Source organism: Candidatus Hydrogenedentota bacterium (assembly GCA_035416745.1).
Lineage (GTDB): Bacteria > Hydrogenedentota > Hydrogenedentia > Hydrogenedentales > SLHB01 > UBA2224.
Genome location: DAOLNV010000026.1, coordinates 24,731 through 38,802, shown reverse-complemented (window position 1 = coordinate 38,802; position 14,072 = coordinate 24,731). Strand labels below are relative to the sequence as shown.

The following is a 14,072-nucleotide window of genomic DNA, read 5'->3' as shown; positions in this document are numbered from 1 at the left end:
GAAAAGGAAGGACACCATGAAGGCCACGTTCATCTTGGCGTCGGTAGCCCTCAGTACATTGTTCCCAGTCGTTTCAGTAGCGGCAGAGGCGTCCCATTCAGACCCCAACCTGCCCGGACGTCACGTCAAGGTGGCGGCAATTGCCATCGGTTTTGGCGGGGACCGCGACGCCAAACTCAAACTTGCACTGAACTGCCTGAAGACCGCCGGAGAGCATCATGTAGACATCGCGTGCTTGCCGGAGGAGTTTTGCGGGGTGACGCCAGAACCCGTTACAGGGCCTGTTGTCACTGCAGTCGCAAAGCTGGCCGCTGAATACAGAATGTACGTGATCTGTCCGATATGTGAGCAGGCGGGCGAGGAACAGTACAACACCGCCGTGCTCGTTGACCGCGAAGGACACGTCGCGGGCCATTATCGCAAGGTCTTCGTATTCTGGAATGAAAACCTCCATGCCAGCCGCGAGGGCGTAAAGATCTTTGATACCGACTTTGGCCGGATCAGCATTCTGACCTGCTTCGATATCAACTTCCCCGAACTCTGGCACGCCGCATCCATGCAGGGAGCCGAGGTCATGTTCTGGGCAAGCGCCTACGCCGGAGGTATGACCCTTAACGCGTATGCGACGGTTCACAACTACTACGTGGTGGGCGTGGGGGAGGGCACCATCGTCGACTGCACCGGCGTTACGCTGGCGCCAGCCGAAACGCCTCGCGAAAACCTGTTCATTACTACGCTGGACCTCGACCGTACGTTTGTTCATGAAGACTTCACCAGGCGCAAGCTGGATCGGCTGTTAGCGGAACACACATCCGAGATCGAGGTCGAACAGAAATATGAGAAGGAAGGATGGACCCTGCTCCGATCGATCAAACCGGGTGTCCGCGTTCGTGACCTGTGCGCACAGTACGAAATCGAGTCTCTGCAGCAGTACCGCAACCGTAGCAGAGAGCAGATCGACCAGCGCCGCGAAGCAGGCCAGCGGATTGCCGCAGATGAGGCCGGAAAACCCCTGTGAGATGGGTGGGCCGAACATCATCTGTAGACGTCGAAAACCAGCATGCCTTTCCGCGGGTCCCGTTTGCCTCCCCCTATTTTGAGACGAGCCACTCGATCGTGCCTATCTGAAGAACGTTCTCAGTGTTCGCATTGTAGCTATGCGCCGGCTCGCCTCCAAAACCGTATAACGTATCCCCGCACGCCACCCACGGCGCGGTGGCGACGCCGTAGGGCATCACGCCCACGTTTGAGTAATTGTCCTGCTCGACGTCGTAACACAGAATACGATCCCCGTATCCTGTCCAAAAGGGGTCTTGCCTTCCCGTTGTCTTGCCCACGCGAAGTGTTCGCACATCGGTACTGCCCATCAGCAGAATGTATCGGTCCTGTAACGCGACGGCGCACCCCGACACGACCGGGAAAGGCGCGGAACGAATGGGCTTCCATGAGTTGGCGCCGGGCTCGTACTGGTACGCATCCCGGTAGTTCGGCACCCCGCCCCATGGAGCCGTGAGACCGTATTTCTTTGCCAGTTCCAGGTGGTTTTTCCGCATCGTTGGTTCCGGATGAGAACCGCCGAACACGTACAACTTGCCGCGAGCCGTGCCCGCAATCATCAGCGCCCTTGGTCCTCCGGGGTATGGGGCCATGAGTTCCCAGTTTGCCCCGGCCACGTCGAGGCGAAGCCGGTAATCCGGAAGCGCTGGCGCATCGCGTGTCTCGGTCGGAGTGCCCGTCGGATGGCCCCCGACCAGGAAAAGCCATTGACCGGGGACCAGAGCGACCGAGGCCACCCAGCGTCCTGCGCCCTCAGCTTCAGGCAGCAGCGGCAATTCCTCATACTGCCACGCATCCTCTCCGCTGCGCCCCAGTCTGTACACCGTGCGTCCCGCGCCACGGCCCCCGACGAGGTACACGTACGAACCATCACATGCGCCCTGGGTATACTCCGTAGAGACCGGCGGCGGTGGCAACTCGCGATACGTCTGCGTCGGGAGGTTGAATGCATATGCCAGATTCGCTCGCGACGGCATCCAAAGTCCGCCCGCAAGGCAGATGTCGTCACCGATTAACCCAGCAACCCCGCCCTTCCACGCCACAGGTACATTAGGCCCGATCTGCCACGTGATACGTAGGGGCGGCTGGTCGAGCACGCCTTCAAACTCGCGGCTGAAGGGCGTTTTCGCGTAGGCTTCATTGATAAGCCGCACAGCATCCAGGTTCGCGCCGTCGTTCCGCCACTCGGTCGACGTATCCGAGACGGCGGGCGCCGGGCCAGCGCGTTGCTCTTCCTCGAGAACAGCGGCTGCCGACGGAATGGCCAACCCCAGACAAATGCAGAACGCGGTGACTCTCATATTGCGATTCCTTTGCCCGCTATGCGCCCCATTCACAGGCGGCTCGTACGTATCTCCTGACTAAGAATACACCATTCGTTGGAGTCCGGCAGAAGGTAGGACGGCCTCCTTCAGGACGTCCCCGTAAGACACCCTCTGCAACGCGACTATGCCCCGGCAATCAGTGGAATGTCCGCCCACGGATGGATTCTCACAGCGCATCCGAATATGTTAATATCGATCGACTTCCCCTCAGAACGTTGGGGAATCATGTTATGCGCACACGATGCGGCAGTACCTGGATCTTGGGGGCTTTCTTCTGGACAATGACCGCCGGAACAAGGGTGCACCAGCCCTCCGGCAACGTGCGCGCGCCGTCCGCTCTGCTCCGCTATAGCTAGAGATTGTTCTGTGCAGTCTTGACCGGCATCAGTGCAAACGACCCGCCCAGTTGGGCGATCACCATTTAAGAGAGGGATTTTTCAATTTGCACGCCGACGAGGGAGAAATAAATACGTACGGCCAAAGCGTCAACCATCGGCCAAATTTGCGTAACCGCGCGGCCAAACTCTTCAAAATGATGGCCCTTTGCGTCTCGCTGCTCCTTCTTAAGGGAAACCATGTTGCGCTCGCTCAGGAGGTTCTCTGCCTGGCAAAAGACCGGCAGGCTCAAACTGCGATCATCATCCCCGACGAAGCTATCCCGCCGGAACGGTTCGCTGCGGAAGAACTCCAACATCATGTCGAGAAGGCGACGGGGGCGACGCTGTCCATTTATCCCGAGAGGGAAGCGGCCCTCGGTTATGAAGGCCTGATCTATCTCGGCAACTGCCGCAAGACGTCTGAGGTTGGCATCGACGTGACTTCAATCGAGCCCTCGGGATATATCGTGAGAACCGTGGGCGGCAGTCTCTTTCTCGCCGGCCGGGATCGATTCCGGGGCGGCGAGGTCGACTCGGCATGGTGCGCCAACTGGCAGGGAACCCTGTTCGCCGTCTACGACCTCCTCGAGAACGACCTGGGAGTTCGATGGCTCTGGCCGGGGGAACTGGGCGAAATCGTTCCCGCCGCCAAAACCATCGAATTGGGTCCCGTGAACCGCAGCGGCGCTCCCCGCTATCTCGAGGCCAGACTCTGCGTACCAGGTTATCCTTCGGATGCGCTGGGATGGGCCTCGGAAGAGAACAAGAAGAACTTCCTGGAAGCCCAAAGGGTGTTCCTGTTGCGTCACCGCCTCGTGACTGTCCAAAACATGGCCTACGGGCATCATTTCCAGGAGTACTGGAAAAAGTTCGGCCAAACCCGCCCCGAGTTCTTCAACATGCTTCCGAACGGCGAGCGCGAACCTTTGCCAGGCGACGACGGCTCCAACATCACCCTTTGCGTTTCACAACCAGCCCTTTGGGCCCAGATCGTCTCCGAATGGAGCCAGCATCCGGAAAGAAATCCGGACAACATCCCGTACCGCCCGTTTGTGAATGCCTGCGAGAACGACACGCCCGGCATGTGTGCCTGCCCGACATGCCGGTCCTGGGACGCGCCGGATCCTCTCTTCAAAGACCATGACTATTGGGGCAAGGGAATCATTCCCGACCGTGCTCACAGGTTTTCCGTGGGGGTCGCCCCCTGGAGCCAGAGCCGGTTCACCGCGTCCAAAGAAGGGCCGTCCTTGGCCGACCGGTACGCCCTTTTCTACCTCTCCGTGTTAGAGGAAGCCAAGAAGGTCGACAAAGACGCCAAGGTCATTGGATACGCTTACGCCAATTACTGGAAAGCGCCCAAAGCGGTCGAACTCAACGAGGATGTCATCATCTCGTACGTTCCGCCTCTGTGGTTTCCCTACACGGAGGAGCAGAGCCGGGAATTCCGCGAGAACTGGGACGGCTGGAGAAATGCGGGCGTGAAACACCTCGTGTTGCGGCCTAACCTTACCCACGCCGGAACCAACCTGCCGGTGTTCTACGCCCGGAAACTGGCGGCTGATTTCACCTATGCCGCGGAAAGGGGCATGATTGCCACGGCGTTCGATTCCCTGCTCGGCGCCTACAGTGCCCAAGGACCAACGCTCTACACCCTGGCCAGAATCCACGAACACCCCGATTGGTCCGCCGACAGAATCCTTGATGAGTATTATTCCGGTTTCGGCCCGGCCCAAGTGCCCGTACAACGCTATTTCGAGTATTGGGAGAAGCACTCCGATTCACTTGACCCGAGCGCGGTCGAGAGAATCTGCCGGGAAGAGCAGGATTCACAAGGCCGCCCCGGAGGCGGTTTCAAGAACTATGTGCGCATTGCACACCGCATCTTCCCGCCGGAGACCTTTGTCGAGGCGCGCGGGCTTCTCAGTGCCGCTATCGAGGGGGCCAGCGGCGACGAACTGGCCGAGCGCCGAGTCGCCTATCTGGAAAAAGGTCTTACGGATGCCGAGATGACAGCCGCCGTCCGGGCCGCCCAATCCAACGCGGAAAAAAAGCCCAGCGACGAGAATAGCCGCTTATTTGAAGACGCTTTACGCAATCTTGTCGCGTACCGGGCCAGCGTTGAGGCCGACTACGTCTGCAATTTCGGCCACGCGGCATACCGAGAGAAGAACGGCTCAGGCTGGAACCACGCATTGTGAACGTGTCGCGGCGGATGGCCTCGTTCGCCCGAAGCCCCCGCGCTCGTAATCCACGGGATTCGAACCCGCCCGGGAAATTCGTCCGCCGAAACACGTCCGGGCCTCAAACATACCGCACTCGGACGCCCTTCGCGGGCAGGGCATTAAGTCACCAGTGATGGCGGGCCTCGATGCCCAACTGCGCGAGAGGCGTTCCCTGACTTTGTTGAGAAGGGGACAGGCGCGATAGGTCACGAACGTGTGAATCTCGGCATGTTCGCCCCCGCACATCAAGACCAAGGCACGTGCTCCGTGCGTCGCCGCTGTCCGAAGACCTTCATTAAGGCACTGCAGGTACACGGGATTCCTGTACCACGAACTGCTGTTTCCCTGGGGCCCGCACCAAGGCCGTCGACCTGGTTTCCCACCCGGGAAAAGGAAAGAACCATTTGACATCCGCTTGTTGTCACCCCTGTCAGAAAAATCGAGTGCCCATCGGCAATGCTGCAATTCCAACAGAGTGGTCCCCGCCAGAGCCAGGCGGGCTTTTCGGGAAAGCAGTTACCCGCTATAATGCCGGGATGTGAATATCTCGGTCTGAATCAAGGAGCGAGCCGGTGAAATCGCCTGACAAACTCGAAAGACGAACGCTGCTTCAAACGACTGTTACGGCAGCCGCGATGTGGCCAATCGCAAATGCCATGGGAGCAGAGCCGGCGTCTCCACCGGCGCTCCCGGAATCGAATAACGAGACTGCCCCGTTCAGATCGCCATGGCGTTGCGCGGTGGAACTCGATTCACAACGCAACGTGACCGCCGGCAGCAACGCTGCCCTGGCGGACGCCATCCGGCGGGGCGCTGACCTCCAGGTGCAGACCGAGTTCATCCACAACGAGCATATCGACACGTCATCCGACAGCAAGGAACTTATCCGCGAGGTCGCGGAGTTTCGCACAACCTACCTGCTCGAGGACCGCGCCGTCGCAGGGATTATGACGCTCCGACAGCCCATAAGCTTGCCAGATGGTTTCGGGCCGCGTCCCTCGATGTCCTTTTTCATGTACAACCAGGGTGGTCAGCAGGCTGTCGCAAGGCCCTTCCTCGACGGTCCTCCCGCCAAGGGCACACCAGGGCCGTCGCCCCTGGACGATCACTCGGACATGCCCAAGTACCATCAGCAGGACGGTTTTGACTCAGATACCAACGCGCCCAGCAGCAATTTCATTTACGATTTCAACGTGTTTCGTTACCTCGTTCGCGATGACTGGAAAGAGCTGCTGTCCCACCGCGCCGACGGCTCTGTCGTGTCCGGCTCCGTAGACACTCTGGCAGATGCCTTTACCCGGGGCTGCGAATTGAAGGTCGCAATCCGGGGACTCTGCGCCGATCTGTCGGGAGACGCAGGACCGCCCGTCGACCATGAATTGTACGTGCACATTGGCTCGGCCTACTACTACTCCGCGCAGAAGCTCTTTATCGCCGGAACCCATCCTACTGTCCGGGTCAGGCCTGCCGTGCCGCTCCGCTACGTCAGCAAAGGCTGGGACTTCGGCTGGCTGATGCCTCGGAGCGATGGCTATTGTGCACAGTTGCTCAACGATCCCTACACACTGCAATTCCGCCGCGGCAACGGCTACTATGCTATTCGGTGGTTCGCCCGCTAGGAGCCAGCCTGCTCAGGGCGTTAGTCCGCAGTACGTGACGACTGCTGTATCGAGTTTGGTCAGCGTATCCGGTACCGTTGAAACTTGCCCATGAATTGTGGTCAAATCCCATTCAATGACGGTCTGTATCACACAAGGGACGCTGGCGCCCGCATTTGCATCCCTGCCTGTCTCGGACTCGTAACCTTGGGGAAACACAGGTCATGAATGAACCGGCCCAATTCACCCGGCTTGACGGAATCGTTCTTGTCGGCTACTTCGTTGGCGTCATGCTTTTCGGTTTGTGGGTCGCCCGCCGGGTTCGCAGCAGCAACCGCTACTTTCTGGGGGACCGCAACCTGCGCTGGTGGATCATGGTCGGACAGGCCTTTGGCACCGGCACCCATGCGGAGCATCCCGTTGCGCAGGCTGGAGCGACCTGCGAGTTCGGGTTCGCAACCATCTGGTACCAATGGAAGAATATGCTCATCACGCCGTTCTACTGGCTGCTCGCCCCCTGGTACCGGCGAAGCGAGCGCACGACAATCGGCGAAATCGTCGAGGACCGGTACGGCCGCCGCCTTGCCATGGTCTACACGATCTTTGCCATCGCCTACTTCGTGTTCAACCAGGGCGCGATGCTGAAAGGAGCGGGAAAAGCAATTTCAGTAGCGACGGGCGGCGAGGCCATCTCGCCGAACGAGGTCGTCTTCGCCATGACGGCCGCCTTCATCATCTACAGTTTCTTTGGAGGGCTCATCGCTTCCGCCTATACCGATTTCGTCCAGTCCTTCCTCATCATCGTGCTGTCAGTTATGCTTATCCCCTCCGGTTTGTCCAGGGTCGGCGGGTTCGTCGGCCTCCACGACAGCCTCCCACCCGAGTTCTTCACGCTCTACAGCGAAGTCAGCGGCCTCACCGTGTTCACGATAGCCATGCTGGCGCTCAACGGTATTGTCGGAATCGTCGCTCAACCGCATATGCTCTCATTGTCCGCGACCGGAAACACGGAACGCGCCGGACGCGTCGGCCAAACATACGGCACGTTCGTCAAACGCCTGTGCACCATCGGATGGGCCTTGACGGGACTCATCGTGGCGGCGCTGCTCGTCCAGCGCGGCATGGAACTGCCCGAGGGCGAAGCCGCCTTCGGGTTTGCATGCCGTGAGTTTCTCGCCCCGGGACTGACCGGCTTGATGATCGCCTGCATCCTCGCCGCCAACATGTCCACCTGCTCGAACTTTATGGTCAACACCGGAGCGCTGTTCACCCGGAATCTCTACAAAGAGTATGTCAATCCCAACGCGAGCGACAGGCAACTCCTGTGGATGGGCCGCCTTTCGGGCCTTGGCCTCACGTTGGTGGGCATTCTCTTTGCCGTCGCCGTCGAACGCGTTTTGGACGCCTTCCTCTTTACCGAAACCATCGCCGCGCTCATGGGCGTCATGTTCCTGGGAGGCATGTTGTGGAAACGCGCGAACCGGTACGGTGCGTGGGCCGCAACCATTGGCGCATTCCTCAGCTACTACATGCTCAACTATTTGATGTCCTGCCAGCCCGGAGGCGGACAGGAGACCTTCTCAACCCTGTCCCAGGCGGTTCGCGAGTTAGTTTTTCGCGCTCAAAACGGAGAGGCTTCAGCCTTCCTCAACACGGGCGTTTACAAACTTGTATACGCATGGAAGCCGGGCCCGTTTGGCTGGGCGATGGTAGTAGGATTTGCGGCCTTGATCCTGGGCAGTCTGCTCACGCGCCCCGAAGACAAAGAGAGAATTGACCGCTTCTTCGATAACCAGCGCCGAACAACCGACGAAGAGGCCGCTCCCGAAAGCGGCGTGCGTCCACTGGCGGCCGGGCGCGGAGAGGAACTGCTCCTTCTGGATCTTCCCGGCTGGTTCACGGCCGAACGGTGGCAAGGGTTCTTCAAACGGTATCGGGAAGATCTCGTCGGCTTCGTGCTCGCGTGGTTGACCGTGGGACTCCTCATCGCTGCCGCATGGGGCATGCTCCAGATCGGGAAATAGTCTCAGGGTTTCTCGTCGGGCAGGGCCTTCGACTCAAAGATGCTCCTGCGCGGGTGGAAGGGCTGGTCCAGGGCTCCGCAAACACTCCCGCGGGCAAAGGCTCGCCCGCGCTCAATCAACAGGGACCGGTCCTGCGTGCCAGATCTCGCGCGCATACTCAGAAATAGTGCGATCGCTCGAGAATCTGCCCGAAGCGGCAATGTTCAGCACCACCCGGCGCGTCCACCCGTCCGGGTCGGTGTACAGGCCTCCCAGGCGGTGCTGCGCCTCGCTGTAGCTTCCCAGATCGGCCAGGTGCCGGTAGTGATCGCCATGACGCAACAGCGTGTCAATGATGGGCGAGAAGGCGCCGGGTTCATGACGGCTGAAGTGATCCCCGGCGATGAGATCAAGTGCCGACCGCGTTTCGGGTTCATTGTCGTAATGCCACTGCGGGGTATACCACCCGGCGCTGGCGGAGACCTGTTCGGCGGTGAGGCCGAAAAGGAAGAAATTCTCCTCGCCGGCTTCCCTGGCCATTTCGATGGTCGCGCCATCGCGCGTGCCGATGGTCAAGGCGCCGTTCATCATGAACTTCATGTTGCTGGTGCCGCTGGCCTCGAACCCCGCCGTCGAGATTTGCTCTGAAACGTCGCTCGCCGGTATCAAACGCTCGGCGGCCGACACCCGGTAATCCGGTACGAAGACCACCTTGAGCCGCCCGGTCACGGCGGGATCGCCGTCGATCGTCGCCGCAAGATTGTTGATAAACTTGATCACAAGCTTGGCCAGATGATACGCGGGTGCGGCCTTGCCGCCGAAAATGAATGTGCGAGGCACAACGTTAAGGTTCGGATTTGCCCGTAGACGCTGGTACAGCACGACGATGTGCAGGGCGTTCAAGAGCTGGCGCTTGTATTCATGAATGCGTTTGACCTGCGTGTCGAAGAGCGTGTCGGGGTCCACAGCAGGCCCGCCATCTCGCCTGAGCCAGTCGGCAAAGCGTATCTTGGCCTCTTGCTTGGCTTTGCGGACCGCTTCGCGGAAACCCTTGTCGGCGGCCAGCGGTTTCAGGTTTTCCAACTGCTCGAGGTCGGTGATCCACCCGTCGCCGATGGCCTCGCTGATGACCGCGGACAGGGGCGGATTCGCCAGCAACAGCCAGCGCCGCGGCGTGACACCGTTGGTCTTGTTGTTGAACCGCTCCGGATACATCGCGGCGAAATCGGGCACGACGCGCCGTTTCAGCAACTCCGTGTGCAGTGCCGCCACGCCGTTGGTGCTATGTGACCCGACAATGGCGAGATGGGCCATCCGGACCTGGCGGGGCGCGCCTTCTTCGATGAGGCTGACGCGCGCCACCCGGCCTTCGTCGCCAGGGAAACGTTTGCGGACTTCGTCCAGGAAGCGCCGGTTGATTTCGTAAATGATCTCGAGCTGGCGCGGCAGAAGGTTCTCGAACCATCCCACCGGCCATTTCTCGAGTGCTTCGGGCAACAGCGTATGGTTGGTGTAGGCAAGCGTGCGCTGCGTCAGACTCCAGGCGTCGTCCCAGCCCAGTTTCGCCTCGTCCAACAGCAGGCGCATCAGTTCCGGCACCGCCATGGTCGGATGCGTATCGTTGAGTTGAATGGCAGCCTTGTCGGCAAGGGCGGACCAGTCGTTGCCCGCCCCGCGAAAACGCCGCACCAGATCGCCCAGCGAACACGCGACGAGAAAGTATTCCTGGAGAAAACGCAGGCCCTTCCCGACGATGGTGGTGTCGTCGGGATACAAGACCCGGGTCAAGGTTTCCGCTGTAAGAGTTTCCGCGAGCGCGCCAACGAAATCCCCGCTGCTGAACTGATTAAAATCGAAGAAGTCCGGCGTGCTTGCGGCCCACAGGCGAAGCGTATTGATCGTCTTGCCGCCGTAGCCGACCACGGGCCGGTCGTAGGGAATGCCGATAAGATTCAATGGCCTTCCTTGCACTACCCGCAGCGCGCCCTCCCGAATTTCGAACGAACAGTTGAGTTTCACCTCGACCGCTTCCTCCGGCCGGGCCACTTCCCACGGATCGGGCCGGGCAAGCCAGTGGTCGGGTTGCTCGGTTTGCCAGCCGTCGCGGAGCGCCTGGCGGAAAATGCCGTACTCATAGCGCAGCCCGTAACCCATGCCGGGCAGCGCCTGCGTCGCCATGGAATCGAGAAAGCATGCAGCCAACCTTCCAAGCCCGCCATTGCCTAGCCCCGCGTCGGGTTCCTGCTCGATGATCTCGCGCATTTCGTTCTCATGTTGTTCAATAAAGGGCTTGAGGATGGGAGCCAGTAGCAGGTTCACGCAATTATTCGCGAGCGCCCGGCCCGTGAGGTATTCCATCGAGAGATAATAGATCCGCTTCGCATTGCACTGCTGGTAGGTCTGCTCCGTTTTGAGCCAGCGTTGCGAAAATACGTCGCGCACGGCGCGCGCGGCCGCTTCAAACTTGTCCCGCGGCGAAGCCTTCTCCCGGGTCACGACCCGATCGAAGATCAAATGGCGGTCGTACAGCGCATCGTCCCGGCCCGAAAACCTTACCGGCCCGCAACTATATTGTTCGCGCAGAGCCGCAGCCGTCACAGTAGGGGAAGCAGTAGTCTTTTCCGGCGTCTTCATCTGTTCAACTCCGTCTGGCGATTCCCGCCCTTGTTTCAAGCGCCACCCATGACCGATATCACCTGGTCCGGCGCCCGTATGATCATCCCACGTGGCCTATTCCCAGTGGTCGCGGACAATACGGAATCCGCATTCGGTAGAACCAAATGTCCCTTTGTGCATCTCCCGGTCGGCAACGCGGGAGTAAGTGGACGGAAATGCGTGACTTCCCCCGCGAATTACGCGCCGGGAAAACTCGTCGCAAGTGTTGTGGAACGGGTTTGTAACGGGCTCTTCCGGATACTCCCGCAATCCCTGATCGATGCACCATTCGGAGACCTTGTTACTCATCGTCATCGCCTTCCGCATACGGCGCGCCCGCCTGAAAGTCTCTGCCCGAAACGGCAATCATCTCCCCCGGATCCAGTTCCTCGCGGCCGGCGCACGACGTCGATACACTCACATGCGCGGCCAATGCGGGAATCGCCGGGCAGCGGAACAGAATCCCGCTCTTTTCAGGTTTCATCCTCCATCCTCGTTCTCGGGCACGAACGGTTCCGCCCGCTTGTCTGCCTCTGCCATGCAAGCCTAGCACAATATTCGCCGAGAGTATAGGGGATAAGGGGGACGCGTAACTCATCCCCGTTTGGAGCTTTATTCTTTGCTTTGCACTATGCAGGCCCGGGACCCCAGTAGTCGGGGTCGCCGAGCAGGCACAGGGCTGGCTCGTCATAGGGCCGGAATGGCACCATTGACGCAATCTCGTCGAGCCGCCGGATAACCTCGGCAGGCAGCGGGCCCTGTTCGACAGCCTGGAAGTTCTGTTCAAGCTGTGTCACAGTGCGCGGACCCGTCAGTACGCTCGAAATGCCCGGCACACCAAGGGCCCACCGAAGACACAGCACCGGTATCTCTATGCGGCAGTCGTCACACAGCTCGTACAGCGCTTTGAGCTGAGCCCGGCGCGGCGGGCTCAAAAACAGCGCGCCCTCTTCGAGCTCTTTGTCAAAGCGCCGCGCCAACCATCCCTGTTGCGTCGGCGAACCGAGCAGGACGCCCATGTTCTGTTTCCGCGCTTCCGGCAGTACCGCAATCATGGCCTCCCGCCACAAAGGACTGCTGTTGAAAGCAGTCAGAACAACATCGTACTCGCCCGTTGCCATGATCCGTGCCAGTGCATAGGCGGTTGTTCCGCCAAGTCCCGTGTATTTGATCAAACCTTCCTGCTTGAGTTCCTGCAACAGTTCAACGACTGGGCCCTCGAAACGGATGCCGTCGTTGTACCAATCCAGCTCGCCTGGCCGGTCAGGCTCGTGAATCATCAAAATGTCGATAACATCCCTGTGAAGAAGCTCGAGGCTCTCTTCAAAGACGCGGCGCAAACACGCCTTGTCCTTCGGGTTGAACGAACGCCCCGGCCGCGGGCCGAGCTTTGTGGAGACGATACAGGGCTCTCCCAGCGTACGCAGCGCGAGCCCCAGGGCCTTCTCGCTGTCGCCGTAATCGGCGGACGTGTCAGCAAGGTTAATACCCAGTTCGAACGCGCGCCTGACGATTGGCAAAGCGCCGTCAAAGCCCGCTTCTCCTCCCGTTATGAACGCCGCCCCCAACGAAAGCTCGCCAACTTCCAAGCCCGTCTTGCCAAGGGTTCGTTTTTTCATGTGCATGGCCTCTTCCCTGTTATCGTATGCGAAGGATATCAAGGTCTTTCCCCTCGCACATTGAAGTTCCCTGCCAGTTCCAAAAGCCATTCTAGAAGCTTCGCACGGCGCCGGCAAATTCCAGCGGCAATCGCTTCCACGGTTCAGAATGATGAGGCCCTCCATATTGGAATCACATGTCATGAGGGTCCAAATCACTTCGAGCCCATGGATAACAGTACGCATCTCGCTGGCTCTCCCGAAAACCTGCCGCGGTATTGACATCAAGCCGGAATGTCTCGCATACTCTCGCCGTTTGCGGCGTAGGAACGGATTTGGATTCGCGCGCGAAGCACGGTTCCTTGTGTAAGGCAGGCGGAGCATAAACGAGGGGTCAGCCATGCTGGCATCGGGTCTTGCACCATGAGCGGCGACGAAGCATTCGTGTTTCTAATATCGGGAGTGGCCGGGCTCGCGGGCGCGTTTGCGGTGCGGGTTTCGTCGCTCCCGCGCGTCTACACGCGAGGCAATCCTGGCATAGGTCTCATCAGGCTGGCCATAGCGGCATCGGTCATATGGACCGCCTATGTGATCCAGTACCACGGAGATCCCAGCATTAAGGGCGTCTACGTTGCTTTCTATCTCGTGATGGCGTATGCCGCCACAAAGGTCTTTGGCCAGATTGGCGCCCAGATCTTCGGACTTCGCCTCCGCAGCGATATCTACGAGCGCAAAAATCTGGCCGGCGCACAGTTTGTCGCCGCGTTTGCTCTGTCAACGGGGATTGTGTTTGGCGGCAGTCTCTGGGGCGAGGCGGACCCCTTGAGCGAGGCCGAGGGCGGCTGGTGGATTCCGGTGGGCTTCTTCCTGATGGGCTACGCCACGTTGGTATTGGCTACGGCCCTGTATCTCTGGCGTGAGCCGGGCCGGTTCCGGCGCCAGATTTGCCAGGAACGCGATGAAACCATGGCGTGGAGCGCCGCGGTGTACACTGTGTCTGCGTCTACCCTTATCCTCAGAGGGGTCGCCGGCGATTTCTGGGGCTGGCGGCATGGCATCCTCGGCATGGGCACGATAGTCCTCATGCTCGTGTGGCACGAATTCATCGTCTACGGCGGCAGCAAGATGGCGCCGACAAGAATGATGCGCGCCCTGGAACAGAGCATGTACATCGGTCTTACGGTAGTCGTGTGGCTGCTGAGTCAAATGATCGACAGAGTCTACGGAGGAGGGTAACC

10 protein-coding genes are annotated in these 14,072 nt (G+C 59.9%); 5 read left to right on the top strand and 5 right to left on the bottom strand.

All coding sequences use genetic code 11. From position 1 onward, the window contains the following. Positions 1 to 16: 16 nt before the first annotated feature. Positions 17 to 1,018 carry a carbon-nitrogen hydrolase family protein gene (locus tag PLJ71_10305; GenBank protein HQM49072.1) on the top strand — a complete coding sequence of 334 codons (1,002 nt, stop codon included), beginning with the start codon at positions 17 to 19 and terminating at the stop codon, positions 1,016 to 1,018. Between the two features lie 73 nt (positions 1,019 to 1,091). Here the strand turns inward: PLJ71_10305 and PLJ71_10300 are convergent, their stop codons facing one another. After that, the gene (locus PLJ71_10300) at positions 1,092 to 2,357 is read right to left on the bottom strand and encodes a hypothetical protein (GenBank protein ID HQM49071.1); all 1,266 of its coding nucleotides are present in this window, start codon (positions 2,355 to 2,357) and stop codon (positions 1,092 to 1,094) included. A 526-nt stretch (positions 2,358 to 2,883) separates the two neighbouring features. Here PLJ71_10300 and PLJ71_10295 point away from each other — a divergent pair. The 3 genes from PLJ71_10295 (at position 2,884) to PLJ71_10285 (ending at position 8,602) form a co-directional block, all read left to right on the top strand. Further along, entirely contained in the window at positions 2,884 to 4,956 is a 2,073-nt protein-coding gene (locus PLJ71_10295; GenBank protein ID HQM49070.1) for a DUF4838 domain-containing protein, read from the top strand. A 596-nt stretch (positions 4,957 to 5,552) separates the two neighbouring features. Next, positions 5,553 to 6,599 carry a hypothetical protein gene (locus PLJ71_10290; GenBank protein ID HQM49069.1) on the top strand — a complete coding sequence of 349 codons (1,047 nt, stop codon included), beginning with the start codon at positions 5,553 to 5,555 and terminating at the stop codon, positions 6,597 to 6,599. A 203-nt stretch (positions 6,600 to 6,802) separates the two neighbouring features. Beyond that, a complete protein-coding gene (locus PLJ71_10285) occupies positions 6,803 to 8,602 on the top strand; it encodes a sodium:solute symporter family protein (GenBank protein HQM49068.1) in 1,800 nt (599 codons plus the stop codon). 111 nt (positions 8,603 to 8,713) lie between these two features. Here the strand turns inward: PLJ71_10285 and PLJ71_10280 are convergent, their stop codons facing one another. From PLJ71_10280 to PLJ71_10265, 4 genes are all read right to left on the bottom strand, one after another. Continuing rightward, a complete protein-coding gene (locus tag PLJ71_10280) occupies positions 8,714 to 11,215 on the bottom strand; it encodes a glycogen/starch/alpha-glucan phosphorylase (GenBank protein HQM49067.1) in 2,502 nt (833 codons plus the stop codon). Positions 11,216 to 11,311: 96 nt separating this feature from the next. Next, the gene (locus tag PLJ71_10275; GenBank protein ID HQM49066.1) at positions 11,312 to 11,545 is read right to left on the bottom strand and encodes an SUMF1/EgtB/PvdO family nonheme iron enzyme; all 234 of its coding nucleotides are present in this window, start codon (positions 11,543 to 11,545) and stop codon (positions 11,312 to 11,314) included. Further along, entirely contained in the window at positions 11,538 to 11,720 is a 183-nt protein-coding gene (locus PLJ71_10270; protein HQM49065.1) for a hypothetical protein, read from the bottom strand. The genes PLJ71_10275 and PLJ71_10270 overlap by 8 nt, the downstream gene beginning before the upstream one ends. A gap of 145 nt (positions 11,721 to 11,865) precedes the next feature. Beyond that, a complete protein-coding gene (locus tag PLJ71_10265; GenBank protein HQM49064.1) occupies positions 11,866 to 12,855 on the bottom strand; it encodes an aldo/keto reductase in 990 nt (329 codons plus the stop codon). A 402-nt stretch (positions 12,856 to 13,257) separates the two neighbouring features. Between PLJ71_10265 and PLJ71_10260 the strand changes: the two genes are divergently transcribed. Next, positions 13,258 to 14,070, top strand: a complete 813-nt coding sequence (locus PLJ71_10260) for a hypothetical protein (protein ID HQM49063.1) — start codon at positions 13,258 to 13,260, stop codon at positions 14,068 to 14,070. The last annotated feature ends 2 nt before the right edge of the window (positions 14,071 to 14,072 follow it).

What these genes read in the sequence shown, in the direction of transcription:
- PLJ71_10305 (HQM49072.1), top strand. Translation starts at nt 17, where the DNA reads ATGAAGGCCACGTTCATCTTGGCGTCGGTAGCCCTCAGTACATTGTTC.
- PLJ71_10300 (HQM49071.1), bottom strand. Translation starts at nt 2,357, where the DNA reads ATGAGAGTCACCGCGTTCTGCATTTGTCTGGGGTTGGCCATTCCGTCG.
- PLJ71_10285 (HQM49068.1), top strand. Translation starts at nt 6,803, where the DNA reads ATGAATGAACCGGCCCAATTCACCCGGCTTGACGGAATCGTTCTTGTC.
- PLJ71_10280 (HQM49067.1), bottom strand. Translation starts at nt 11,215, where the DNA reads ATGAAGACGCCGGAAAAGACTACTGCTTCCCCTACTGTGACGGCTGCG.
- PLJ71_10275 (HQM49066.1), bottom strand. Translation starts at nt 11,545, where the DNA reads ATGAGTAACAAGGTCTCCGAATGGTGCATCGATCAGGGATTGCGGGAG.
- PLJ71_10270 (HQM49065.1), bottom strand. Translation starts at nt 11,720, where the DNA reads ATGAAACCTGAAAAGAGCGGGATTCTGTTCCGCTGCCCGGCGATTCCC.
- PLJ71_10265 (HQM49064.1), bottom strand. Translation starts at nt 12,855, where the DNA reads ATGAAAAAACGAACCCTTGGCAAGACGGGCTTGGAAGTTGGCGAGCTT.
- PLJ71_10260 (HQM49063.1), top strand. Translation starts at nt 13,258, where the DNA reads ATGAGCGGCGACGAAGCATTCGTGTTTCTAATATCGGGAGTGGCCGGG.